The 16,632-nt window shown below is 66.0% G+C and carries 18 protein-coding genes; 11 read left to right on the plus strand and 7 right to left on the minus strand.

The features are described from left to right. Positions 1 to 140: 140 nt before the first annotated feature. The gene (locus VW23_RS02525; RefSeq protein ID WP_069908022.1) at positions 141 to 1,142 is read right to left on the minus strand and encodes an ATP-dependent DNA ligase; all 1,002 of its coding nucleotides are present in this window, start codon (positions 1,140 to 1,142) and stop codon (positions 141 to 143) included. A 174-nt stretch (positions 1,143 to 1,316) separates the two neighbouring features. Between VW23_RS02525 and VW23_RS02530 the strand changes: the two genes are divergently transcribed. The 3 genes from VW23_RS02530 (at position 1,317) to VW23_RS02540 (ending at position 4,285) form a co-directional block, all read left to right on the plus strand. Continuing rightward, positions 1,317 to 2,246 carry an ABC transporter ATP-binding protein gene (locus VW23_RS02530; protein WP_069908023.1) on the plus strand — a complete coding sequence of 310 codons (930 nt, stop codon included), beginning with the start codon at positions 1,317 to 1,319 and terminating at the stop codon, positions 2,244 to 2,246. After that, positions 2,243 to 3,004 (plus strand): ABC transporter permease, encoded by a 762-nt coding sequence (locus VW23_RS02535; RefSeq protein ID WP_069908024.1) that lies wholly within the window; start codon positions 2,243 to 2,245, stop codon positions 3,002 to 3,004. The genes VW23_RS02530 and VW23_RS02535 overlap by 4 nt, the downstream gene beginning before the upstream one ends. 276 nt (positions 3,005 to 3,280) lie before the next feature. Then, positions 3,281 to 4,285, plus strand: coding sequence for an alpha/beta hydrolase (locus tag VW23_RS02540; RefSeq protein WP_069908025.1), 1,005 nt, complete (start codon positions 3,281 to 3,283; stop codon positions 4,283 to 4,285). A gap of 84 nt (positions 4,286 to 4,369) precedes the next feature. On the opposite strand, the gene VW23_RS02545 is transcribed toward VW23_RS02540, so the two are convergent. After that, positions 4,370 to 5,215, minus strand: a complete 846-nt coding sequence (locus VW23_RS02545) for a hypothetical protein (protein ID WP_069908026.1) — start codon at positions 5,213 to 5,215, stop codon at positions 4,370 to 4,372. Positions 5,216 to 5,409: 194 nt separating this feature from the next. Between VW23_RS02545 and VW23_RS02550 the strand changes: the two genes are divergently transcribed. Next, complete coding sequence (locus VW23_RS02550; protein ID WP_069908027.1) at positions 5,410 to 6,390, plus strand: aldo/keto reductase; 981 nt, start codon at positions 5,410 to 5,412, stop codon at positions 6,388 to 6,390. Positions 6,391 to 6,424: 34 nt separating this feature from the next. After that, a complete protein-coding gene (locus tag VW23_RS02555; protein ID WP_176730307.1) occupies positions 6,425 to 8,200 on the plus strand; it encodes a tetratricopeptide repeat protein in 1,776 nt (591 codons plus the stop codon). Between the two features lie 112 nt (positions 8,201 to 8,312). Here VW23_RS02555 and bfr read toward each other — a convergent pair whose 3' ends face one another. Both bfr and VW23_RS28105 read right to left on the minus strand, forming a co-directional pair. After that, the gene (bfr, locus tag VW23_RS02560; protein ID WP_055877729.1) at positions 8,313 to 8,798 is read right to left on the minus strand and encodes a bacterioferritin; all 486 of its coding nucleotides are present in this window, start codon (positions 8,796 to 8,798) and stop codon (positions 8,313 to 8,315) included. Beyond that, complete coding sequence (locus VW23_RS28105; RefSeq protein ID WP_425285192.1) at positions 8,764 to 9,114, minus strand: (2Fe-2S)-binding protein; 351 nt, start codon at positions 9,112 to 9,114, stop codon at positions 8,764 to 8,766. The genes bfr and VW23_RS28105 overlap by 35 nt, the downstream gene beginning before the upstream one ends. A 110-nt stretch (positions 9,115 to 9,224) precedes the next feature. On the opposite strand from VW23_RS28105, the gene VW23_RS02565 reads away from it, so the two are divergent. From VW23_RS02565 to VW23_RS02580, 4 genes are all read left to right on the plus strand, one after another. Continuing rightward, the gene (locus VW23_RS02565) at positions 9,225 to 10,079 is read left to right on the plus strand and encodes an alpha/beta hydrolase (protein WP_176730308.1); all 855 of its coding nucleotides are present in this window, start codon (positions 9,225 to 9,227) and stop codon (positions 10,077 to 10,079) included. Continuing rightward, entirely contained in the window at positions 10,076 to 11,353 is a 1,278-nt protein-coding gene (locus VW23_RS02570; RefSeq protein ID WP_084645448.1) for a tetratricopeptide repeat protein, read from the plus strand. Before VW23_RS02565 ends, VW23_RS02570 begins: the two co-directional genes overlap by 4 nt. A gap of 125 nt (positions 11,354 to 11,478) precedes the next feature. Beyond that, positions 11,479 to 11,898: a YciI family protein gene (locus VW23_RS02575; RefSeq protein WP_069908031.1), complete on the plus strand. Its 420-nt coding sequence runs from the start codon at positions 11,479 to 11,481 to the stop codon at positions 11,896 to 11,898. A 42-nt stretch (positions 11,899 to 11,940) separates the two neighbouring features. Then, a complete protein-coding gene (locus VW23_RS02580) occupies positions 11,941 to 13,197 on the plus strand; it encodes an RNA polymerase sigma factor (protein WP_069908032.1) in 1,257 nt (418 codons plus the stop codon). 7 nt (positions 13,198 to 13,204) lie between these two features. Here VW23_RS02580 and pdxR read toward each other — a convergent pair whose 3' ends face one another. Further along, positions 13,205 to 14,596, minus strand: coding sequence for a MocR-like pyridoxine biosynthesis transcription factor PdxR (gene pdxR, locus VW23_RS02585; protein ID WP_201788003.1), 1,392 nt, complete (start codon positions 14,594 to 14,596; stop codon positions 13,205 to 13,207). A gap of 87 nt (positions 14,597 to 14,683) precedes the next feature. On the opposite strand from pdxR, the gene VW23_RS02590 reads away from it, so the two are divergent. Both VW23_RS02590 and VW23_RS02595 read left to right on the plus strand, forming a co-directional pair. After that, positions 14,684 to 14,893, plus strand: coding sequence for a hypothetical protein (locus tag VW23_RS02590; RefSeq protein ID WP_069908033.1), 210 nt, complete (start codon positions 14,684 to 14,686; stop codon positions 14,891 to 14,893). 51 nt (positions 14,894 to 14,944) lie between these two features. Next, positions 14,945 to 15,292, plus strand: a complete 348-nt coding sequence (locus tag VW23_RS02595) for a putative quinol monooxygenase (protein WP_069908034.1) — start codon at positions 14,945 to 14,947, stop codon at positions 15,290 to 15,292. Positions 15,293 to 15,313: 21 nt separating this feature from the next. On the opposite strand, the gene VW23_RS02600 is transcribed toward VW23_RS02595, so the two are convergent. Together VW23_RS02600 and VW23_RS02605 are read right to left on the minus strand one after the other, a co-directional pair. Then, positions 15,314 to 16,000 (minus strand): DUF599 domain-containing protein, encoded by a 687-nt coding sequence (locus tag VW23_RS02600; protein WP_069908035.1) that lies wholly within the window; start codon positions 15,998 to 16,000, stop codon positions 15,314 to 15,316. A gap of 74 nt (positions 16,001 to 16,074) precedes the next feature. Further along, positions 16,075 to 16,287: a hypothetical protein gene (locus tag VW23_RS02605; RefSeq protein WP_069908036.1), complete on the minus strand. Its 213-nt coding sequence runs from the start codon at positions 16,285 to 16,287 to the stop codon at positions 16,075 to 16,077. Between the last annotated feature and the right edge of the window lie 345 nt (positions 16,288 to 16,632).

Genomic DNA, 16,632 nt, shown 5'->3' on the forward strand with positions numbered 1-16,632 from the left:
GTTGTGGCATCGCAGCGTTCGGCGAAACGCCAGGTCTCCGGCCGGCGTGCTTGGCGCCCCTCACCCTGGCCCTCTCCCCAGAGGGGCGAGGGGACGCGAGGGGCGCCGACGGTGCAAGACGGACAGCACCTTCACAGGTGCTACCGACCCAACTGCTCCATCCGACATTGATCCGGCCGCTTGTCCGGACGCCAGCGCAGCAGACGTGTCCCGTGCCGGAAACGCTCGCCGCTCACGTGGTCGTACGCCACCTCCACCACCAGCTCGGGCCGCAGCGCCTCATAGTGCTCGGTCCGCTCCGTCGACCAGCGGCTCGGGCCGCCAGGCGCCCGGCCGGTAAAGCCGCGGCCATCCGCCAACGCCTCGAGCCGCCGCGTCAGCTCGGCCTTGTTCTCGGCGGCAAGCGCCGAGGTGAAGCCGACATGGTGCAGTTTGCCGTCGTCGTCGTAGAGGCCGAGCAGGAGCGAGCCCACCAGCTTGCTGCCGGCGCCGTAGCGAAAGCCGCCGACCACGCAATCCGCCGTGCGGATCCGCTTGATCTTCAGCATCTGACGCTCGCCCGCGGCATAGGGCGCATCCAACCGCTTGGCGATCACCCCATCGACGTCGCCACCGGCTCCGGCAAGCCACGAGGCAGCCTCCTCGCGATCCGTCGTCACCGGCGACAGACGCAGGCCTGGACGTACGATCGTCGCAAACAGGCGCTCGAGCTCGCGGCGCCGCTCGGAAAGCGGCAGTGCGGCCAATGGCTTAGCGCGCGGCGCCAGCAGCAAATCGAACAGCACGTAGACGGCGGGATGCTCCACAGCGAGCTTGTTCACCCGGCTCGCCGCGGGATGCAGCCGCTGCTGCAGCGCGTCAAAACTCAGGCGACCGTCGACCGGAATGGTCAGCTCGCCGTCGAGCACGACGTCGTCGACGGGCAACGCTTCAAGCAATGTGACCATGTCCGGAAAGTAACGACCAAGCGGCTTGCCTGATTTCGCAAACAAAGCCACAGCGTCGCCCTGCTTGACCGCGATGCAGCGGAAGCCGTCCCATTTCGGTTCGAACTGCCAGCCAGCGTCTTTCGGCAGCTCCTCAACCGAGCGGGCCTCCATGGCCGCGAACGGCATCTGAGGCGGAGCGGCGTCGGCGGACATCTGGTTCTCCTTGTCAGGGAAAGCGGGAGCGAGGCTAACCGACCAGCCGCGCGCTGTCTTGCGGGACGGAACGCTCGCCTGCCCATAAGGGGAGGTCGAAGTTACCTCACAGTTCGTTGAACTCGGCTGCGGCGCGTCGCATATGGTGGGCTCACGGAGTTCGGGAGGGCGAACATGCCGGATGCAGTCATTACCATTGCCGACCTGTCCAAGACCTATGCGTCGGGGTTCGCGGCGCTGAAGCATGTCAGCCTCGAGATCGAGCGCGGCGAGATTTTGGCGCTGCTCGGACCGAACGGGGCGGGGAAGACCACTTTGATCTCGATCGTCTGCGGGATCGTGACGCCATCTGATGGTACCGTGACGGTGGGTGGTCACGACATCGTTCGCGATTATCGGAACTCCCGCAAGATGATCGGGCTGGTGCCGCAGGAACTCACCACCGACGCCTTCGAAACGGTGTGGGCCACGGTCAGCCACAGCCGCGGGCTGTTCGGCAAGAAGCCGAACCCAGAGCATATCGAGAAGGTGCTGCGCGAGCTGAGCCTGTGGGACAAGAAGGACAGCAAGATCATGCAGCTCTCGGGCGGCATGAAGCGCCGGGTGATGATCGCCAAGGCGCTGAGCCACGAGCCCGAAGTGCTGTTCCTCGACGAGCCGACTGCCGGCGTTGATGTCGAACTGCGCAAGGACATGTGGGCGATGATCCGGCGCCTGCGCGCCGCCGGCACGACGATCATCCTCACCACGCATTACATCGCTGAAGCCGAGGAGATGGCCGACCGCATCGGCATCATCCAGCATGGCGAGCTGGTGCTGGTTGAAGAGAAGGCCGAGCTGATGCGCAAGCTTGGCAAGAAGCAGCTGACCCTGACGCTGCAGGAGCGGCTCGAGGCGCTGCCCGAGGCGCTGAAGCCCTATGCGCTGGAGCTCGCCGCCGACGGCGAGAGCCTCGTTTACACCTATGATGCGCAGGCCGAGCGGAGCGGCATCAGCGGCTTGCTCGCCGATCTCGGCAGCGCCGGCGTCCGGTTCCGCGATCTGAGGACCAGCGAAAGCTCGCTCGAGGATATTTTCGTCAGCCTGGTGAGGGACGCGTCATGAACCTCGAAGCGATCAAGGCCATCTACAAGTTCGAGATGGCGCGCACCTTCCGCACCCCGTTGCAGTCGCTGATCTCGCCGGTGATCTCGACGTCGCTGTATTTCGTGGTGTTCGGCGCCGCCATCGGCTCGCGTATCACCGAGATTGAGGGCGTCAGCTATGGCGCCTTCATCCTCCCCGGGTTGATCATGCTGATGATCCTCACCCAGTCGGTGGCCAACGGCTCGTTCGGCATCTATTTCCCGAAGTTCCTCGGCACCATTTACGAGCTGCTTTCGGCCCCGGTGTCGTCGTTCGAAACGGTGGTCGGTTATGTCGGCGCGGCGGCGACCAAGTCGATTATCCTCGGCGTGCTGGTGCTTGCGACGGCATGGTTCTTCGTGCCGATCCGCATCGATCATCCGTTCTGGATGCTGGCATTCCTGGTGCTCACCGCCATCACCTTCAGCCTCGTCGGCTTCATCATCGGTATCTGGGCCAAGGGGATGGAGCAGCTGCAGACCGTGCCGCTGCTGATCATCACACCACTGACCTTTTTGGGCGGGACGTTCTATTCGCTCAGCGTGCTGCCGCCGTTCTGGCAGGCGGTGTCATTGTTCAACCCCGTCGTCTACCTGATCAGCGGCTTTCGCTGGGCCTTTTACGGCATCGCCGATGTGGACATTTCGATCAGCGTCGCCGCAACGCTCGGCTTTCTCGCCATCTGTCTGGCGATCGTCAGCTGGATGTTCCGGACGGGGTATCGGCTGAAGTCGTAGGTTCTGCATCGAGTTCGCGGCTCCCCCACCCAGCTGCGCTACGGACTTGGGCAAACCCAAGTCCTGCTTCGCTACCCTCCCCACAAGGGGGAGGGATAGGCGCTAGCCGACGCTTCAGTCGTCTCCCTCCCCCTTGTGGGGAGGGATCAAGGGTGGGGGAGCCACACGCTCCAGCAGATGTGTTTTCGCCGTGATGCCATCGCTAAAACTGGTCACAAAATCTTCAGGTTCCTCCGCCATCAGTCGGCCTGACTGCGGAACTGACCAGGCCCCCGAATGACCAGGATTTTCAGCACCGCCCTGCGGTTCGCCCTTGCTTTGTCGCTGCTCGTTGCCTCGGTGCTGCCGACGCTGGCGCAGGTGACGATCTTCTCGCCGTTCAACATCGCCGAAGCGATGGACCAGGGGGTTAAGAAAGTCGCCGACATCCCCTATGCCGATGGGCAGCGCAAGAAGCTCGATATCTATCGCCCCGAAAAGATCGACGGCACCGCGCCCGTGGTGATGTTCATCTATGGCGGCAGCTGGCGGGCGGGCGACAAGTTCGAGTACGAGTTCGCCGGCCGGGCCCTGGCGGCTGCCGGGTTCGTTACTGTCATCGCCGATTACCGGCTGTGGCCGGAGGTCAAGTACCCGGATTTCCTCGAGGATTGCGCGCAGGCGATGCGCTGGATCCAGGACAATATCGCGCTCTATGACGGCGATCCGAACCGCTTCTTCGTCGCCGGTCATTCGGCGGGCGCCTACAATGCGGTGATGCTGGGGCTCGATTCCTCGTTCCGCCGCGACTACGACGTCACCATGCCGATCCGGGCGATTGCTGGGATTTCCGGGCCCTACAACTTCTACCCGTTCGAGTACGACCAGGTGCGTGACACCTTCGGGCCGGCGCCGAGCCCCGAGGGCACGCAGCCGATCAATCTCGTCACCAGCGATGCGCCGCCGATCTTCCTTGCCAGCGGCACTTCCGACCCGATCGTTCGGGTGCAGAACTCCGAGGCGCTGGCCAAGAAGCTGCGCGAGCAGGGCATCTGGGTCACCGAGAAGTACTATCCGGGCTTCGGCCATCTCGAGCCGGTGATCGCGCTCGGCGCGATGATGCGGTTCCGCATGCCGATCCTCAACGACATGGTCGAGTTCTTCCAGACCTTCGGCGCCTTCCCCTCTGGCACGCCGCGTCCGGTGTTCACCCCCGATCCGCCCGAGAGCAACATGACGGCAGTGATCGAGAAGATGGACGACGTGCTGGCGCCGATCGATGGCGGGCGGCGGAACGAATGAGCGAGTAGCGAGTAGAGAGTAGCAAATAGCGAGTAGGGAAGTGAGCGTCTCTATTCGCTACCGACTATTCGCTACTCGCTCCCCTCACACGTTCACGCTCTGCATGCGGGCGGCGAACGCTTCGCCGAAGGCCGACATGCCGTCGGCGACGATGCGGCCTACGGCGTAGGCGGCGACGGCGTAGAATTTCTGCGCTGCCGGGGTGCGGAGGAACTCGATATAGCGGTCGAGGTCGGCGTCGGTCAGGTCGCGATAGACATAGGCCATCATGGCGCGCTGGGTGCGGCCGACATCGGCCAGCAGCCCCGGCATCATCGCTTCGACCTGGGTGTCGATCTCCTGCCAGGGCACCGTGACTTCGCCCTGCTGGTGCGACACCGACAGCCCGAGCAGCAGCGCCCGCACCGACTGGCCAACCATGGCGGCCGAGATCTCGGCCGAGACCAGCTCCATCAGCGCCTCGATCTGGGTCTGGCGGATCACCGACGCGGTGGCGACCAACTGCTGGCCCTCGGCGATGGCGGCGATCTGCGCCTCCGGCTCCAGCCGGGCGGCGTCGCGCTCCAGCACGGTCATGCGTTGGCCGAAGCTCGAGTGGAAGAACGTCCCCAGCACGGCCTGTTCGTCGGCCGAGAACTTGCCCTCGAGCGCCTTGCGCAGGCGGCGATGCAGGTCGCCGGCATCGAACACCGCCTTCGCGGTGGCCTCCCAGTGCTTCAGAAAAATCTCATCGCTGGAGATGTCTTCCGCCCGCGCCGAGGCGGCAATGGTGGCGCCGAACTGGGTGAACACCTCGTCGAGCGCCGTCGCCCGCATCAGTTCGGCGACAGCAATCTGCTGGCTTTGCGCCACAGCGGGGCGGATGGCAGTGAGCGGCGAAGCGACTGGCGTCAGCAGCAGCGCGAACACAGCGAGCGATCGGATCAGCATTTTTGCGCGTCCCCCAGTGGACGGCAGACTAACGCAGCAGCGCGTCTTGCGCCAATGCGCCGCCGGGATTTCCGCACAGGACTTGCCCAGGCCCTCCTTTTGTCCCGAGATCGGAAGGAAAAGTCTGCAACTTTTCCTGGCCCGCAGCCCCTGCCCAACTGCTAAACTCGTGCACAAACAACGGAGTGCCCACCATGCAATACACCCGCCTCGGCCATACCGGCCTCGAAGTCAGCCGGATCTGCCTCGGCTGCATGTCCTTCGGCGCGCCGAAGCAGGGCTCGCACGAGTGGACGCTCGACGAGGCGGCGAGCCGCCCGATCCTCACCGCCGCGTGGGAGGCGGGGATCAATTTCTACGACACTGCCAATGTCTACTCGCTTGGCTCGAGCGAGGAGATCGTCGGCAAGGTGCTGCTCGAACTGGCGCCGCGCGATGAGCTGGTGATCGCCACCAAGGTCAATGGCGAGATGCGCCAGGGGCCGAACGGCAAGGGGCTGAGCCGCAAGGCGATCCTTGCTGAAATCGACAACTCGCTGCGCCGGCTCGGCACCGATTATGTCGATCTCTACCAGATCCACCGCTTCGATCCGGCAACGCCGATCGAGGAGACGCTGGAGGCGCTCAACGACGTGGTTCGGGCCGGCAAGGCCCGTTACATCGGCGCTTCGTCGATGGCGGCGTGGCAATTTTTGAAGATGCTGATGACCTCGGACAAACATGGCTGGGCCCGCTTCGTTTCGATGCAGAACCAGCTCAACCTGATCGAGCGCGAAGAGGAGCGTGAGATGCTGCCGGTCTGCATCGACCAGGGCATCGGCGTCATTCCGTGGTCGCCGCTGGCGCGCGGAAGGCTGGCCCGTCCGTGGGGCGAGAGCACCGAGCGGATGGAAACCGACATCTACGGCAAGACCCTCTATCTCAGGGACGAAGCGGCGAACCAGGCGATCAATGCGGCGGTCGCCGAGATCGCGGCGGCACGCGGGGTGAAGATGGCGCAGGTGGCCCTCGCCTGGGTGCTGCAGAAGCAGCCGGTCAGCGCGCCGATCGTCGGCGTCACCAAGCTCACGCAGCTCGAGGATGCCGTGGGGGCGCTCGATGTGAAGCTCAGCGCCGATGAAGTGGCGCGGCTAGAGGCGCCGTATCACTCGACGAGCGCGCAGAGCTTCCGCTAGGCTCACCGGGACGATGAAGGGGGCAGGGGTGATCGTGGCATTGCGTAGCAAGAACAAGGTCGTCGGTCGTCCCGTCCTGCCCGCCCTGGCATTGGCCGTAGCCCTGCTGCCGCCGAGCGCATTGGCGCAGGACGCACCGACCGCATCGATCTGCGCCATGGCCGCATCGTCGCAGTACGAGCCCGGCTATCAGGGCTTCGGGCGCGAGCTCAACCGGATCGATCCCGCGACTGCCATCCCGGCCTGCGAGGAAGCGGTGAAAGCGGCGCCCGATGTGGCGGCCAACCAGGCGTGGCTGGCGCGGGCGCTGCTTGCAGACGGGCAGACCGACGCCGCCTTGCCATTATTGGAAACGGCGGTCGCCGGCGACAGCCCGCTCGGGCGGCAATTGCTGGCCGATGTGCTGTTCGGCGATCTTGGCTATGTGGGGACGACCGACGAGGCGCGGGCCCTCGAGGTGCTGCGGCCGGCGGCGGAAGCCGGCTTCGCGCCGGCGCAGCTGAGCCTCGGCTTTGCCTACGATCTGGGGCGGGGCCTCGATGAAGACAACCTGATCGCCGCCTCCTGGTACATGCGGGCCGCCCAGCAGGGCGAGCCGCGCAGCGCCAGCAACCTCGGCTATCTCTACCATGGTGGCGCCGGGGTGGATCTCGACTACGCGCAGGCGATGTTCTGGTACCAGACGGGCGCCGATAAGGGCGACGTGGTCGGCATCTACGGGGTCGGTCAGCTCTACGAGTTCGGGCAGGGTGTCGAGGTCGACTTCGTCAAGGCGGCCGAGCAGTTCCAGCGTGGCGCGGAACTGGGCGATTCCTATTCGCAGAACGATCTCGGCTATCTCTACGAAACCGGGCAGGGCGTCAGCGAGGACGCGGCCGAGGCGGCGCGCTACTACCAGATGGCGGCGGACCAGGGGTATGCGCTGGCGAGCGCTAACCTCGGGCAGCTCTACAGCACCGGGCGCGGGGTGGAGCGGGATTTCGACCGCGCCTTCGAGCTCTATTCCTACGCGCATGACCAAGGCGAGATCGGCGGTACGGTCGGTCTGGCGCAGGCCTATCTCTATGGCGAGGGCGTGCCGGTCGATCTCGAGACGGCGCGCAGCTTTGCCGAGCAGGCGGCCGATGCCGGGGCCAGCTATGGGCAATCGACGCTGGGCGCCATCTATGCCGATGGCAGCGGGGTGGCGCGGGATTTCAACCGGGCCATCGAGCTGTTCGACCTCGCCGCAGCGCAGGGCAACGACTATGCCGCCAGCCGGGCGGCGGAGGTGCGGGCCGAGCAGACCTGCGGGTTGATCGCCGCCACCCGCTACGAGACCGGCTTCGAAGTGTCGGGCGTCGAGCTCGAGCGGATCCATGCCGATACCGCCATCCCGGTCTGCGAGAAAGCCACGGCCCTCGACGCGGCTTCGCTCGAGAACAAGGCCTGGTATGCTCGTACGCTGATCGCCGGCGGACGTGCGGCCGAGGCCGTGCCGCTGCTCGAGGAAGCGGCCGGCGCGTTCACCCCGGCCAATGTGCTGCTGGCCGACCTGCTGCTGTGGGGGCATGGGGTCGATGAGAACCCGGCACGCGCCGTGACGCTCTACCAGGCAGCCGCGGCAGAGAATTTCCCGCCGGCCGAGTTCGGCCTGGGCGTCGCGTACCAGAACGGTCGCGGCGTGCCGGCCGATCCAGCGCTGGCGGCGAAGTGGTACGGCCTCGCGGCAAAGCACGGCGTTGCGGCGGCAGCGGATCGGCTGGCCGATCTCGACCGCGGGACGGTAGAGCCGCAAGTTGGGCCGATGCGGGCCGGGCCGCGGAGCTAGCGCTTATCCTCCCCCGCCACGCGGGGGAGGATCACGGAGAGATCAAAGCAGCGGCCCAAACAAAAAGCCGGCCGCCACAGGCAGCCGGCTTCAAGCTTGAGCGACAGCAGCCTTATTCGGCTTTGTCGGCGCTGTCGGAATTGAGCTGGCCATACTTCTCGACGCCGATGGCGTTGAGCAGCTGCAGCTGGCTCTCGAGGAAATCGATGTGGCCTTCTTCGTCGGCCAGCAGCTCTTCGAACAGGTTCTTGCTCACGTAGTCGCCCAGCGACTCGCAGAGCTCGCGCGAGGCCTTGTAGGCCTTGCGGGCGTCATACTCGCCGGCGAGATCGCACTCGAGCACTTCCTTGATGGTCTGGCCGATGCGCAGCGGCGCCACGCGCTGCAGGTTCGGGTGACCTTCGAGGAAGATGATGCGTTCGATCAGCTTGTCGGCGTGATGCATCTCTTCGATGGATTCGGCACGTTCCTTGGCCGCCAGCTTGGTGTAGCCCCAGTCGGAGAGGATGCGAAAATGCACCCAGTACTGGTTCACGGCCCCGAGTTCGAGGAACAAAGCCTCGTTAAGCCGCTCGATGACCTGTGCTTCGCCTTTCATTACGACCTCCTTGGCGCTTACGACGCATGGCCGAAAGCCGCGCATGCACTACGGGTGCATCGGCGGGTTTTTCGGCCAATTGGAGGTGGTACTCTTCCGTCACCGTGATGATAATGTCCACCACATTCGGAACGCAGCCGGCGCATTTGCAGCGCTTCGCCAGCTCCCGGTAAACCATCGCAGGCACGATGATTTGCCAGGGGTCCTCACGCAAAAGCCCAACGATAACCTGCTTGATCTCCCTGTCGGTGATCACATTGCACTGGCAGACAAGCATGGGCAGAAAAACGGCGTCGGCTGTGAGGGTCGGCGGCATAGAGCGCCGACGAAACCTGATTGTCAATGTCAGATAATGCCGCAGGCCGAATCACGAAACCATCGCCGGCCCTTTTCGTATCTATCCGGGCGCTTTCTCAGGTTCTTCCCATGTCCTTCTCCCTAGTTGGTCTGCTCAACTTCGCCAGCCCCGGGGATCGTCGATCACGGCGACTGGCCTCCGGGTTGAGCTATGGTGAGCGGCCGAAGCAGAAGCTCGACGTTTATGGCCCGCGGCATTCGGCCGGCCCGGTGCCGGTGGTCATCTATATCTACGGCGGCGCCTGGAACGAGGGCGACCGGCGCGACTTCGCGTTCGTGGCGCGTTGGCTCGCCGGGCACGGCTATCTGGTCGTGGTGCCGGATTACCGGGTGCTGCCGGAGGTCGAGTATCCGGTGTTCCTCGAGGATTGCGCCGACGCCGTGCGCTGGACGCTGCAGCATGCGGCACAATATGGCGGCGACGCCTCCCGGCTGGCGCTGGTCGGCCATTCGGCCGGCGCCTACAACGCGGTGATGCTGGCGCTGGAGCCGGCCTATGGTGTCGCCGGCGCCATCGATGCGGTTGTCGGGCTCTCCGGGCCCTACAACTTCTATCCGTTCGATGTGCCGATCAGCATCCGCACCTTCAGCGGCGCGGCGGACCCGCTGGCGACGCAGCCGGTGAACCTCGTCAGCAGCGCCGCGCCGCCAATGTTCCTCGCCAGTGCCGATGGCGACACGGTAGTCGGCCCGCAGAACACCGTGGCGCTGGCGCGGCGGTTGCGTGAGCAGGGCGTCGCCGTCACCGAGCGGCATTTCCCACGCTTCACCCACCCCTCGACTCTGCTCGAGCTGGGGAGTTTGCTGACCCGCCGCTCCAGCCTTGGGGGCGAGGTGGCGGAGTTCCTCAAGCACACATTGCGGCTGGCGCCACCCGACAGCGACGCTATGATCGGCGCGCGCAAAGAGGGAGCAGGGCGATGAGGTTGCGACAGACGCTGGCGGCAGGCGCCGTGCTGACCCTCGGATTGGGTATCGCTCCGGCATTGGCCAGCGAGCTGTTCGATGCCTGTGCCGCCAAGGCCGCGAGCCCGTGGGAACAGGGCTATGCCGAAACCGGCCTCGATGGCGGCGTCATGGATACCGCGGCGGCGATCGAAGCCTGCTCCGCAGCGCTGGCCGAGGACCCGGAATCGGCGGCGCTCAAGGCCTGGCTCGGCCGTGCCTATGACGTCAGCGGCGACTCGGCGCAGGCAGCGACCTATCTCGATCCGGCAGCGACATCCGGCAGTGTGCTGGCCCAGACCAGCTTCGGCGACATGCTGATCGTCGGGCAGGGGGTCGCGCAGGACATGACACGTGGCGCGGAGCTGTTGAAGCTCGCCGCCGATGCCGGTTTCGCCCCGGCGCAGGATAGCCTTGGGCTCTCCTATGATTACGGCGAAGGCGTCGGGCAGGATTATCTCGAAGCATCGCGCTGGTACCGCAAAGCGGCGGAGCAAGGCCTGCCGCGGGCGATGGCTAATCTCGGTTCGATGTATGCCGAGGGGCTCGGGCTCGACCGGGACCTGGTTGCCGCGGCCGCCTGGTACCAGCGCGCAGCCGACAAGGGCGATAGCCGCGCCCAGTACAATCTGGGCGGCCTGTTCGAAACCGGGGCGCTGGGCGAGCCGGATTATGCCCGTGCTGCCGAACTCTACCAGGCGGCGGCTGACCAGAATTACGGGCTGGCGCTCAATGCGCTCGGCTATTTCAAGCAGCATGGCTACGGCACGGCGCCCGACCTTGAAGGCGCCGCGGCGCTCTATCAGCAGGCGGCCGACCAGGGGGTGGCAAAGGCGCAGGGCAACCTGGCGCTGCTCTACGAAGATGGGACCGGCGTGACGCAGGATTTCGCGCTGGCGCGGCAGTTCTACCGGCAGGCTGCGCAAAGCGGCAACACCGACGCGGCGGTCAATCTGGGGCTGATGTATCTCAACGGCGCCGGCGGGGTGCGCGACCTCGACAAGGCGCTGAGCTTTACCCAGCAGGCGGCCGACCAGGGCAACCCGATTGGCCTCAACAATCTCGGCCATCTCTACGAGAACGGCCTCGCAGTGACGATGGACACCACCCGCGCGCTGGAGCTCTACCAGCAGTCCGCCGTGCTGGGCTACGAGCCCGGCAGCGACAACTACAAGCGGCTCGAGGCGGCGCTGCAGGCGCCGACCGAAACGCCATCGGTCAAGACCTATCCCAAGAGCAAGATCGACAACTGACGTGGGCGTTACCCGGCCATCGGGCGCTTGCTTCAAAAAATCTTCCGGACAGTGTCCTTTTGCCAAAGCCCCGTCCGTCGTTGTGACACCAGCTCGATGCGAGCGGTCACTCAAGGAGACAGACGATGCGTGTGATGGTGTTGGGAAAAGCCACCGAGGGCAATGATGGCGCGCCGCCAACCAAAGAGGCGTTCGCGGCGATGGACCGGTTCATCGAGGAGCTGGTGAAGGCCGGTGTGCTGGTGGCGGGCGCCGGGCTCAAGGCCGGGGCCGAGGCCAAGCGGATCACCATCGATGGCGATAAGCGCACCATCATCGATGGGCCATTTGCCGAAACGCGTGAACTGGTCGCCGGCTTTCAGATCTGGGAGGTCAAGGACATGGACGAGGCGCTGGCCTGGCTGAAGCGCTACCCTGCCATGCCCGGCAAGAACGAGATCGAACTGAGGCCGTTCATGGAAGCGGCCGACCTTGCCGACTACGTGACCCCGGAAGAACTCGCGACCCCGCGCGAGGGCGAACGCGGCAAGCTCGGCGTGGCGTAAGACCCGCCTTGCCCGTCTCGCCGGTTTGGCCGACAAGACGGCATGAGCAGGGACGAAGCGCAGCGGGCGATCGAGGCCAGTTTCCGCATCGAACGGGCGAGACTCATCGCGGGTCTCGCCCGCATGGTGCAGAGCATCGATCGGGCCGAGGAGCTGGCGCAGGAGGCGCTGCTCATTGCGCTCAGCGAATGGCCGAAGACCGGCGTTCCCGACAAGCCCGGCGCCTGGCTGATGACCACTGCCAAGCGCCGCGCCATCGACGCCATCCGGCACGAGCGAATGCGCGAGCGTAAGCACGGCGAGCTTGCCCAGACGCTGGACGAGGCGTCCGATGAGGTGGCCGCGGCGATCGAGGCGGCGCTCGACGACGAGGTCGGCGACGAGTTGTTGGGGCTGATCTTCGTTGCCTGCCACCCGATGCTCACGGCCGAGGCGCGCGCCGCGCTGACGCTGCGGGTGATCGGCGGGCTGACGCCGGACGAGATTGCCCGGGCCTTCCTCTCCAACGAGGCGGCGATCGCCAAGCGCATCGTCCGGGCCAAGCAGGCGATCGCTGCGGCGGGGCTGAGCTTCGAGGTGCCGCGCGGCGGCGAGCGGGCAGCACGGCTGCCCTCGGTGCTGGAAGTGATCTACCTGATCTTCAACGAGGGCTATGCCGCGACCTCGGGCGAGGATCCGATCCGGCCCGGGCTTTGCCTCGAGGGGCAGCGGCTGGGACGCATGCTGGCCGCGTTGATGCCCGAGGAGCCAGAGGTGTTCGGGCTCCTCGCCCTGATGGAGATCCAGGCCTCGCGCCTGGCGGCACGCCTCGGCCCGGATGGAGCGCTGCTGCCGCTGACGGCGCAGGATCGGACGCGGTGGGACCAGTTGCTGATCCGCCGCGGCCTCGAGGCGCTGGCGCGAGCCGAAGCGCTGGATGGGGGTGGACCCTATGTGCTGCAGGCGGCCCTCGCGGCTTGCCACGCCCGTGCCCGCAGCGCCGCCGACACCGACTGGGGGCGCATCGCGGCGCTTTATGACCGCTTGCGCATCGTGGCGCCGTCGCCCGTGGTCGATCTCAACCGCGCCATCGCCCACAGCATGGCGTTCGGGCCGGAGGCCGGGCTGCGCCTGCTCGACGAGATCGCCGGCGATCCGGCGCTCGGCAGCTACGCGCCGTTGCCGGCGGCGCGCGGCGATTTTCTGTTCCGGGCCGGGCGGCTCAGCGAGGCGCGCCAGCAGTTCGAGGCGGCATCGAGGTTGACCCGCAATACCGGTGAAGCGGCGTTCTTGCGCGCCCGCGCCGCGGCGTGCGGGTGATCCGCGGCTAGGTGTCGAGCAGGCCGACCAGGGTGCGGAAGGCGGTGCGCAGCACCGCCTCGGGCATGTTGGCGTAGCTGAGCAGCAAGGTGCTCGCCTCGGGCGCCACGCCGAGATAGAGCCGCCGCATGAACGCCACCCCGATGTCGCGCTTGATGGCGCTCTCACGGATCGCGGCTTCGTTGAGGCGCCGGCGGAAGCGGACGGTGGCGTGCAGGCCCGCCGAGATGCCGCTGACCTCGCCCTCCGGCAGTTCGGCACTGATGGCGGCCAGCAGCGCCTCGCGGCGGTCACGGTAGACGCCGCGCATCCGGCGCAGGTGTCGGCCGTAGTCGCCGGAGGCGATGAAATGGGCGAGCGCGAACTGGTCGATGCGGCTGCGGCCGTAATCCATCAGCAGCAGTTCGCGCTCGAGCCCGGGCAGCAGGTCGGCCGGCGCCACCAGCCAGCCGAGGCGCAGTGCCGGAGCGAGGGTCTTGCTGGCGGTGCCGGCATAGACGACGACGTCAGGGGCGAGGCCCTGCAGCGCGCCGACCGGCGCCCGGTCGTAACGGAACTCGCCGTCATAGTCGTCCTCGATGGCGATGGCGTTATGGCTGCGCAGCCAGCTGGTGAGGGCCAGTCGGCGGGCGCCGCTCAACACCACGCCAGTCGGGGATTGGTGCGCCGGCGTCAGCAGCACCGCCTGCGCCGCGCTGCGGCTGAGCGCTGCGACATCGATGCCGTCTTCATCCACCGGGATCGGGATCAGGCTCAGCCCCGCCTCGAGCCAGGCGTCGTAGCTGGCATAGCCCGGCTCCTCGACGGCAAGCTGGGTGACGCCACGCCGCCGCAGGGCCCGGGCGAGGAAACCACGGGCCTGCTCGAAGCCGCCGGTGACGAGGATCTGGCGCGGATCGGCACTAACGCCGCGGACCCGGCCGAGATAATCGGCCAGCGCCTGGCGCAGCGGCCAGACGCCGAAGCGCTGGGCATAGCCGAAATTGCTCGAGGTCATGGTCTTGAGCGCAGCATCGACCGCCTTGAGCCAGAGCCTCGAGGGAAAAGTCGAGAGGTCAGGGATGCCGGGGCGGAAATCGTAGCGATAGATCGCGGTGGTGAAGAGTTCGGGCGGAAACTCGCGCCGCTCGAGTCGCGGGGCGGTATCGGCCACACGGGGCACCGCCCCTTGTCGCAGCGCCAGATAGCCCTCGGCAGCGAGCTGGGCGTAGGCCTCCATCACCAGCGGTCGCGAGATCCCCAGATGCTGGGCGAGGTCACGGGTCGATGGTAGCTCGGCGCCCGGGCGCAAGCTACCGCTGCGGACGGAATCGCGCAGCTGCCGTTCGAGCTGGGCGCGCATCGGTTCGCTGCCGTCCCGGTCCACCGCGATCAGCAGTTCGATATGGCGACTGGACAACTCAATCCGCTCCAACTGGTCATTACGAGCATGACCAGTTTGCCCTAGCTTGCTCACTGTCGCTAGTCGAACTGTCGGAGAAGCCAAATGGCCCTCGTTGACGTTACCAAGACTGACATTGTCGAGCCTTCAGCTGCCTACCCCCTTCCGGCCATTTCGCGATGGCTGGCAAAGCGTCGGGTCGAGCGGCAGCGGCGCCTGGCGCTGCAAAGCCTGCTGTTTGCTCCCGAGCACCGGCTGCGCGATCTGGGGATCAGTCACGATGAGCTGCTCCGGGCGATCGCGCAGCGCCACTGAAGCAATTTTCAAACCGTGCCCCGCGGGGCCGCTATTTCGAAAGGAAACATCATGGAAGAGATCAAGGGCGTCGCCCGTGCGGTCATTCGGCCGGGTAAGCTGGCGGAGTACAAGTCCCTGTGCGAGCAAGCGATGGAGATCGTCCGCACCCAGGATACCGGCACGCTGCAGTACGAGATCTTCTTCAACGAGGATGAAAGCGAGGCGATCGTCTATGAGCGCTATCGCGACATCGATGCGGCGCTGGAGCACTTTGCCCATATCGGCCACCTGATGCAGCCACTGATGGCGACGGCGGACGTGAGCGGTGAACTCCTGGGCAAGTGGAGCGAGAAGATGCAACTGGGTGGTGGCGGCCCAAAGCTCTATCAGCCGTGGCGGGTGTTTCAGGACCTCTAAGCCACACCGGAGCCTGACGCGTCAGCCGTGTTCCTTCTCGCGCCGGCTGGCGAGCACGGCGATGGAGGCGGCAACGCGGTGGGCGGTGGAGAAGAACTCGCGGTGGATCAGGAACGCCACCGTGACGAGGCTCGCCCCTACCGCCAGCCACTCGTTGGCAAACCAGGCGACCATCGGCACGGCGAAATAGTAGGCGCGGATGCCGTTGTTGAAGTTCTTCGCCGCCAGCGTGTTGAGCTGGGCGATGCCGTCGATCTCGTCGCGGGCAACATGCTCCGAATGCTCGATGGCGCCGAGCAGGATGCAGAAATGGTTGAACTGGCGCAGCGCCAGGGTGAACGAGAAAAAGCTCAGAACGAAGATAGAGAGCGTCGCGAACAGGTGAATCTGTACGTCCTGCGTGCTGTAGCTCGCCTTCAACCCGACGGTGGTCAGTGTATCGGTCAGCGCGGTCAGGTTGCCGAAGGCAGTGAACACCGCCAGCACCAGCAGCACCGAGGTCGAGGCGAGAAAGCTCACCGAGCCCATCAGGTTGCCGGCGAGGATGGCGTCGAGCGGGGTATCGCGCTTGACCGCATTGGCGACCCAGCGGCGGCGCTGCATCGACATGATCACCGACAGCGACGGCCGCCTCCGCTCCAGCAGGGGCACGCCATAATTGTAGGCAAACCAGCAGATGAGCGGGAAAAGTGTCGCGAACAGCGTCATGGCGCCCGGAGCCCTCGGGGAATCGATGCTCCTTTATAGCGCCGTGACGCTGCTTGGCGATGTGCGTCGCGTCGTCAGATGAAGGGCGGTGACAGCAGGGAAACGAAGCGCATGCCTTCGGCCGGGTCGCGCGGCTCTTCTGCGGGCTTGGGCCACTTGCCGTCGAGCACCGCGGCATCACGCTCGGTGCGGGTGAGACGCCATTCGGGGCCGAAGAACGGCTTCTGCCGGTCGTCACCCGGCGGCAGGTCATCGCGCGGGGTCAGGATTCCAACAAAGTGCAGCACGGCATAACTCCTCGGTTGGGTCGGCCCCGCCGCCTACAGGGGGAAGCAGCGGGGCCGCATTGCCGCCGGGAAGGGAGGAGGGAACCCGGCGTATGCAAAGAGAATGACAAACCCTATCGGATTGGTCGAGAATTGAGATGCCAAATCACGAGCGCGAGGGGGAAGCGATTTGCGCGAGGTTCGGGGGCGGTGGAAATGCGGGGTGCGGTTGACTGAGAGAGACGGCCCCCTCCTCGCCATTCGAGCATAGCTCTCATGGCCTTCTCCCCTCAAATCGCTCCACTGGAGCGATTTGCCCTGCGGGACGGCTCGAAGTCGCCCACAAGGGGGAGGAGCCGCATCCAG

The sequence above is a fragment of the Devosia insulae DS-56 genome, assembly GCF_000970465.2.
GTDB lineage: Bacteria > Pseudomonadota > Alphaproteobacteria > Rhizobiales > Devosiaceae > Devosia_A > Devosia_A insulae.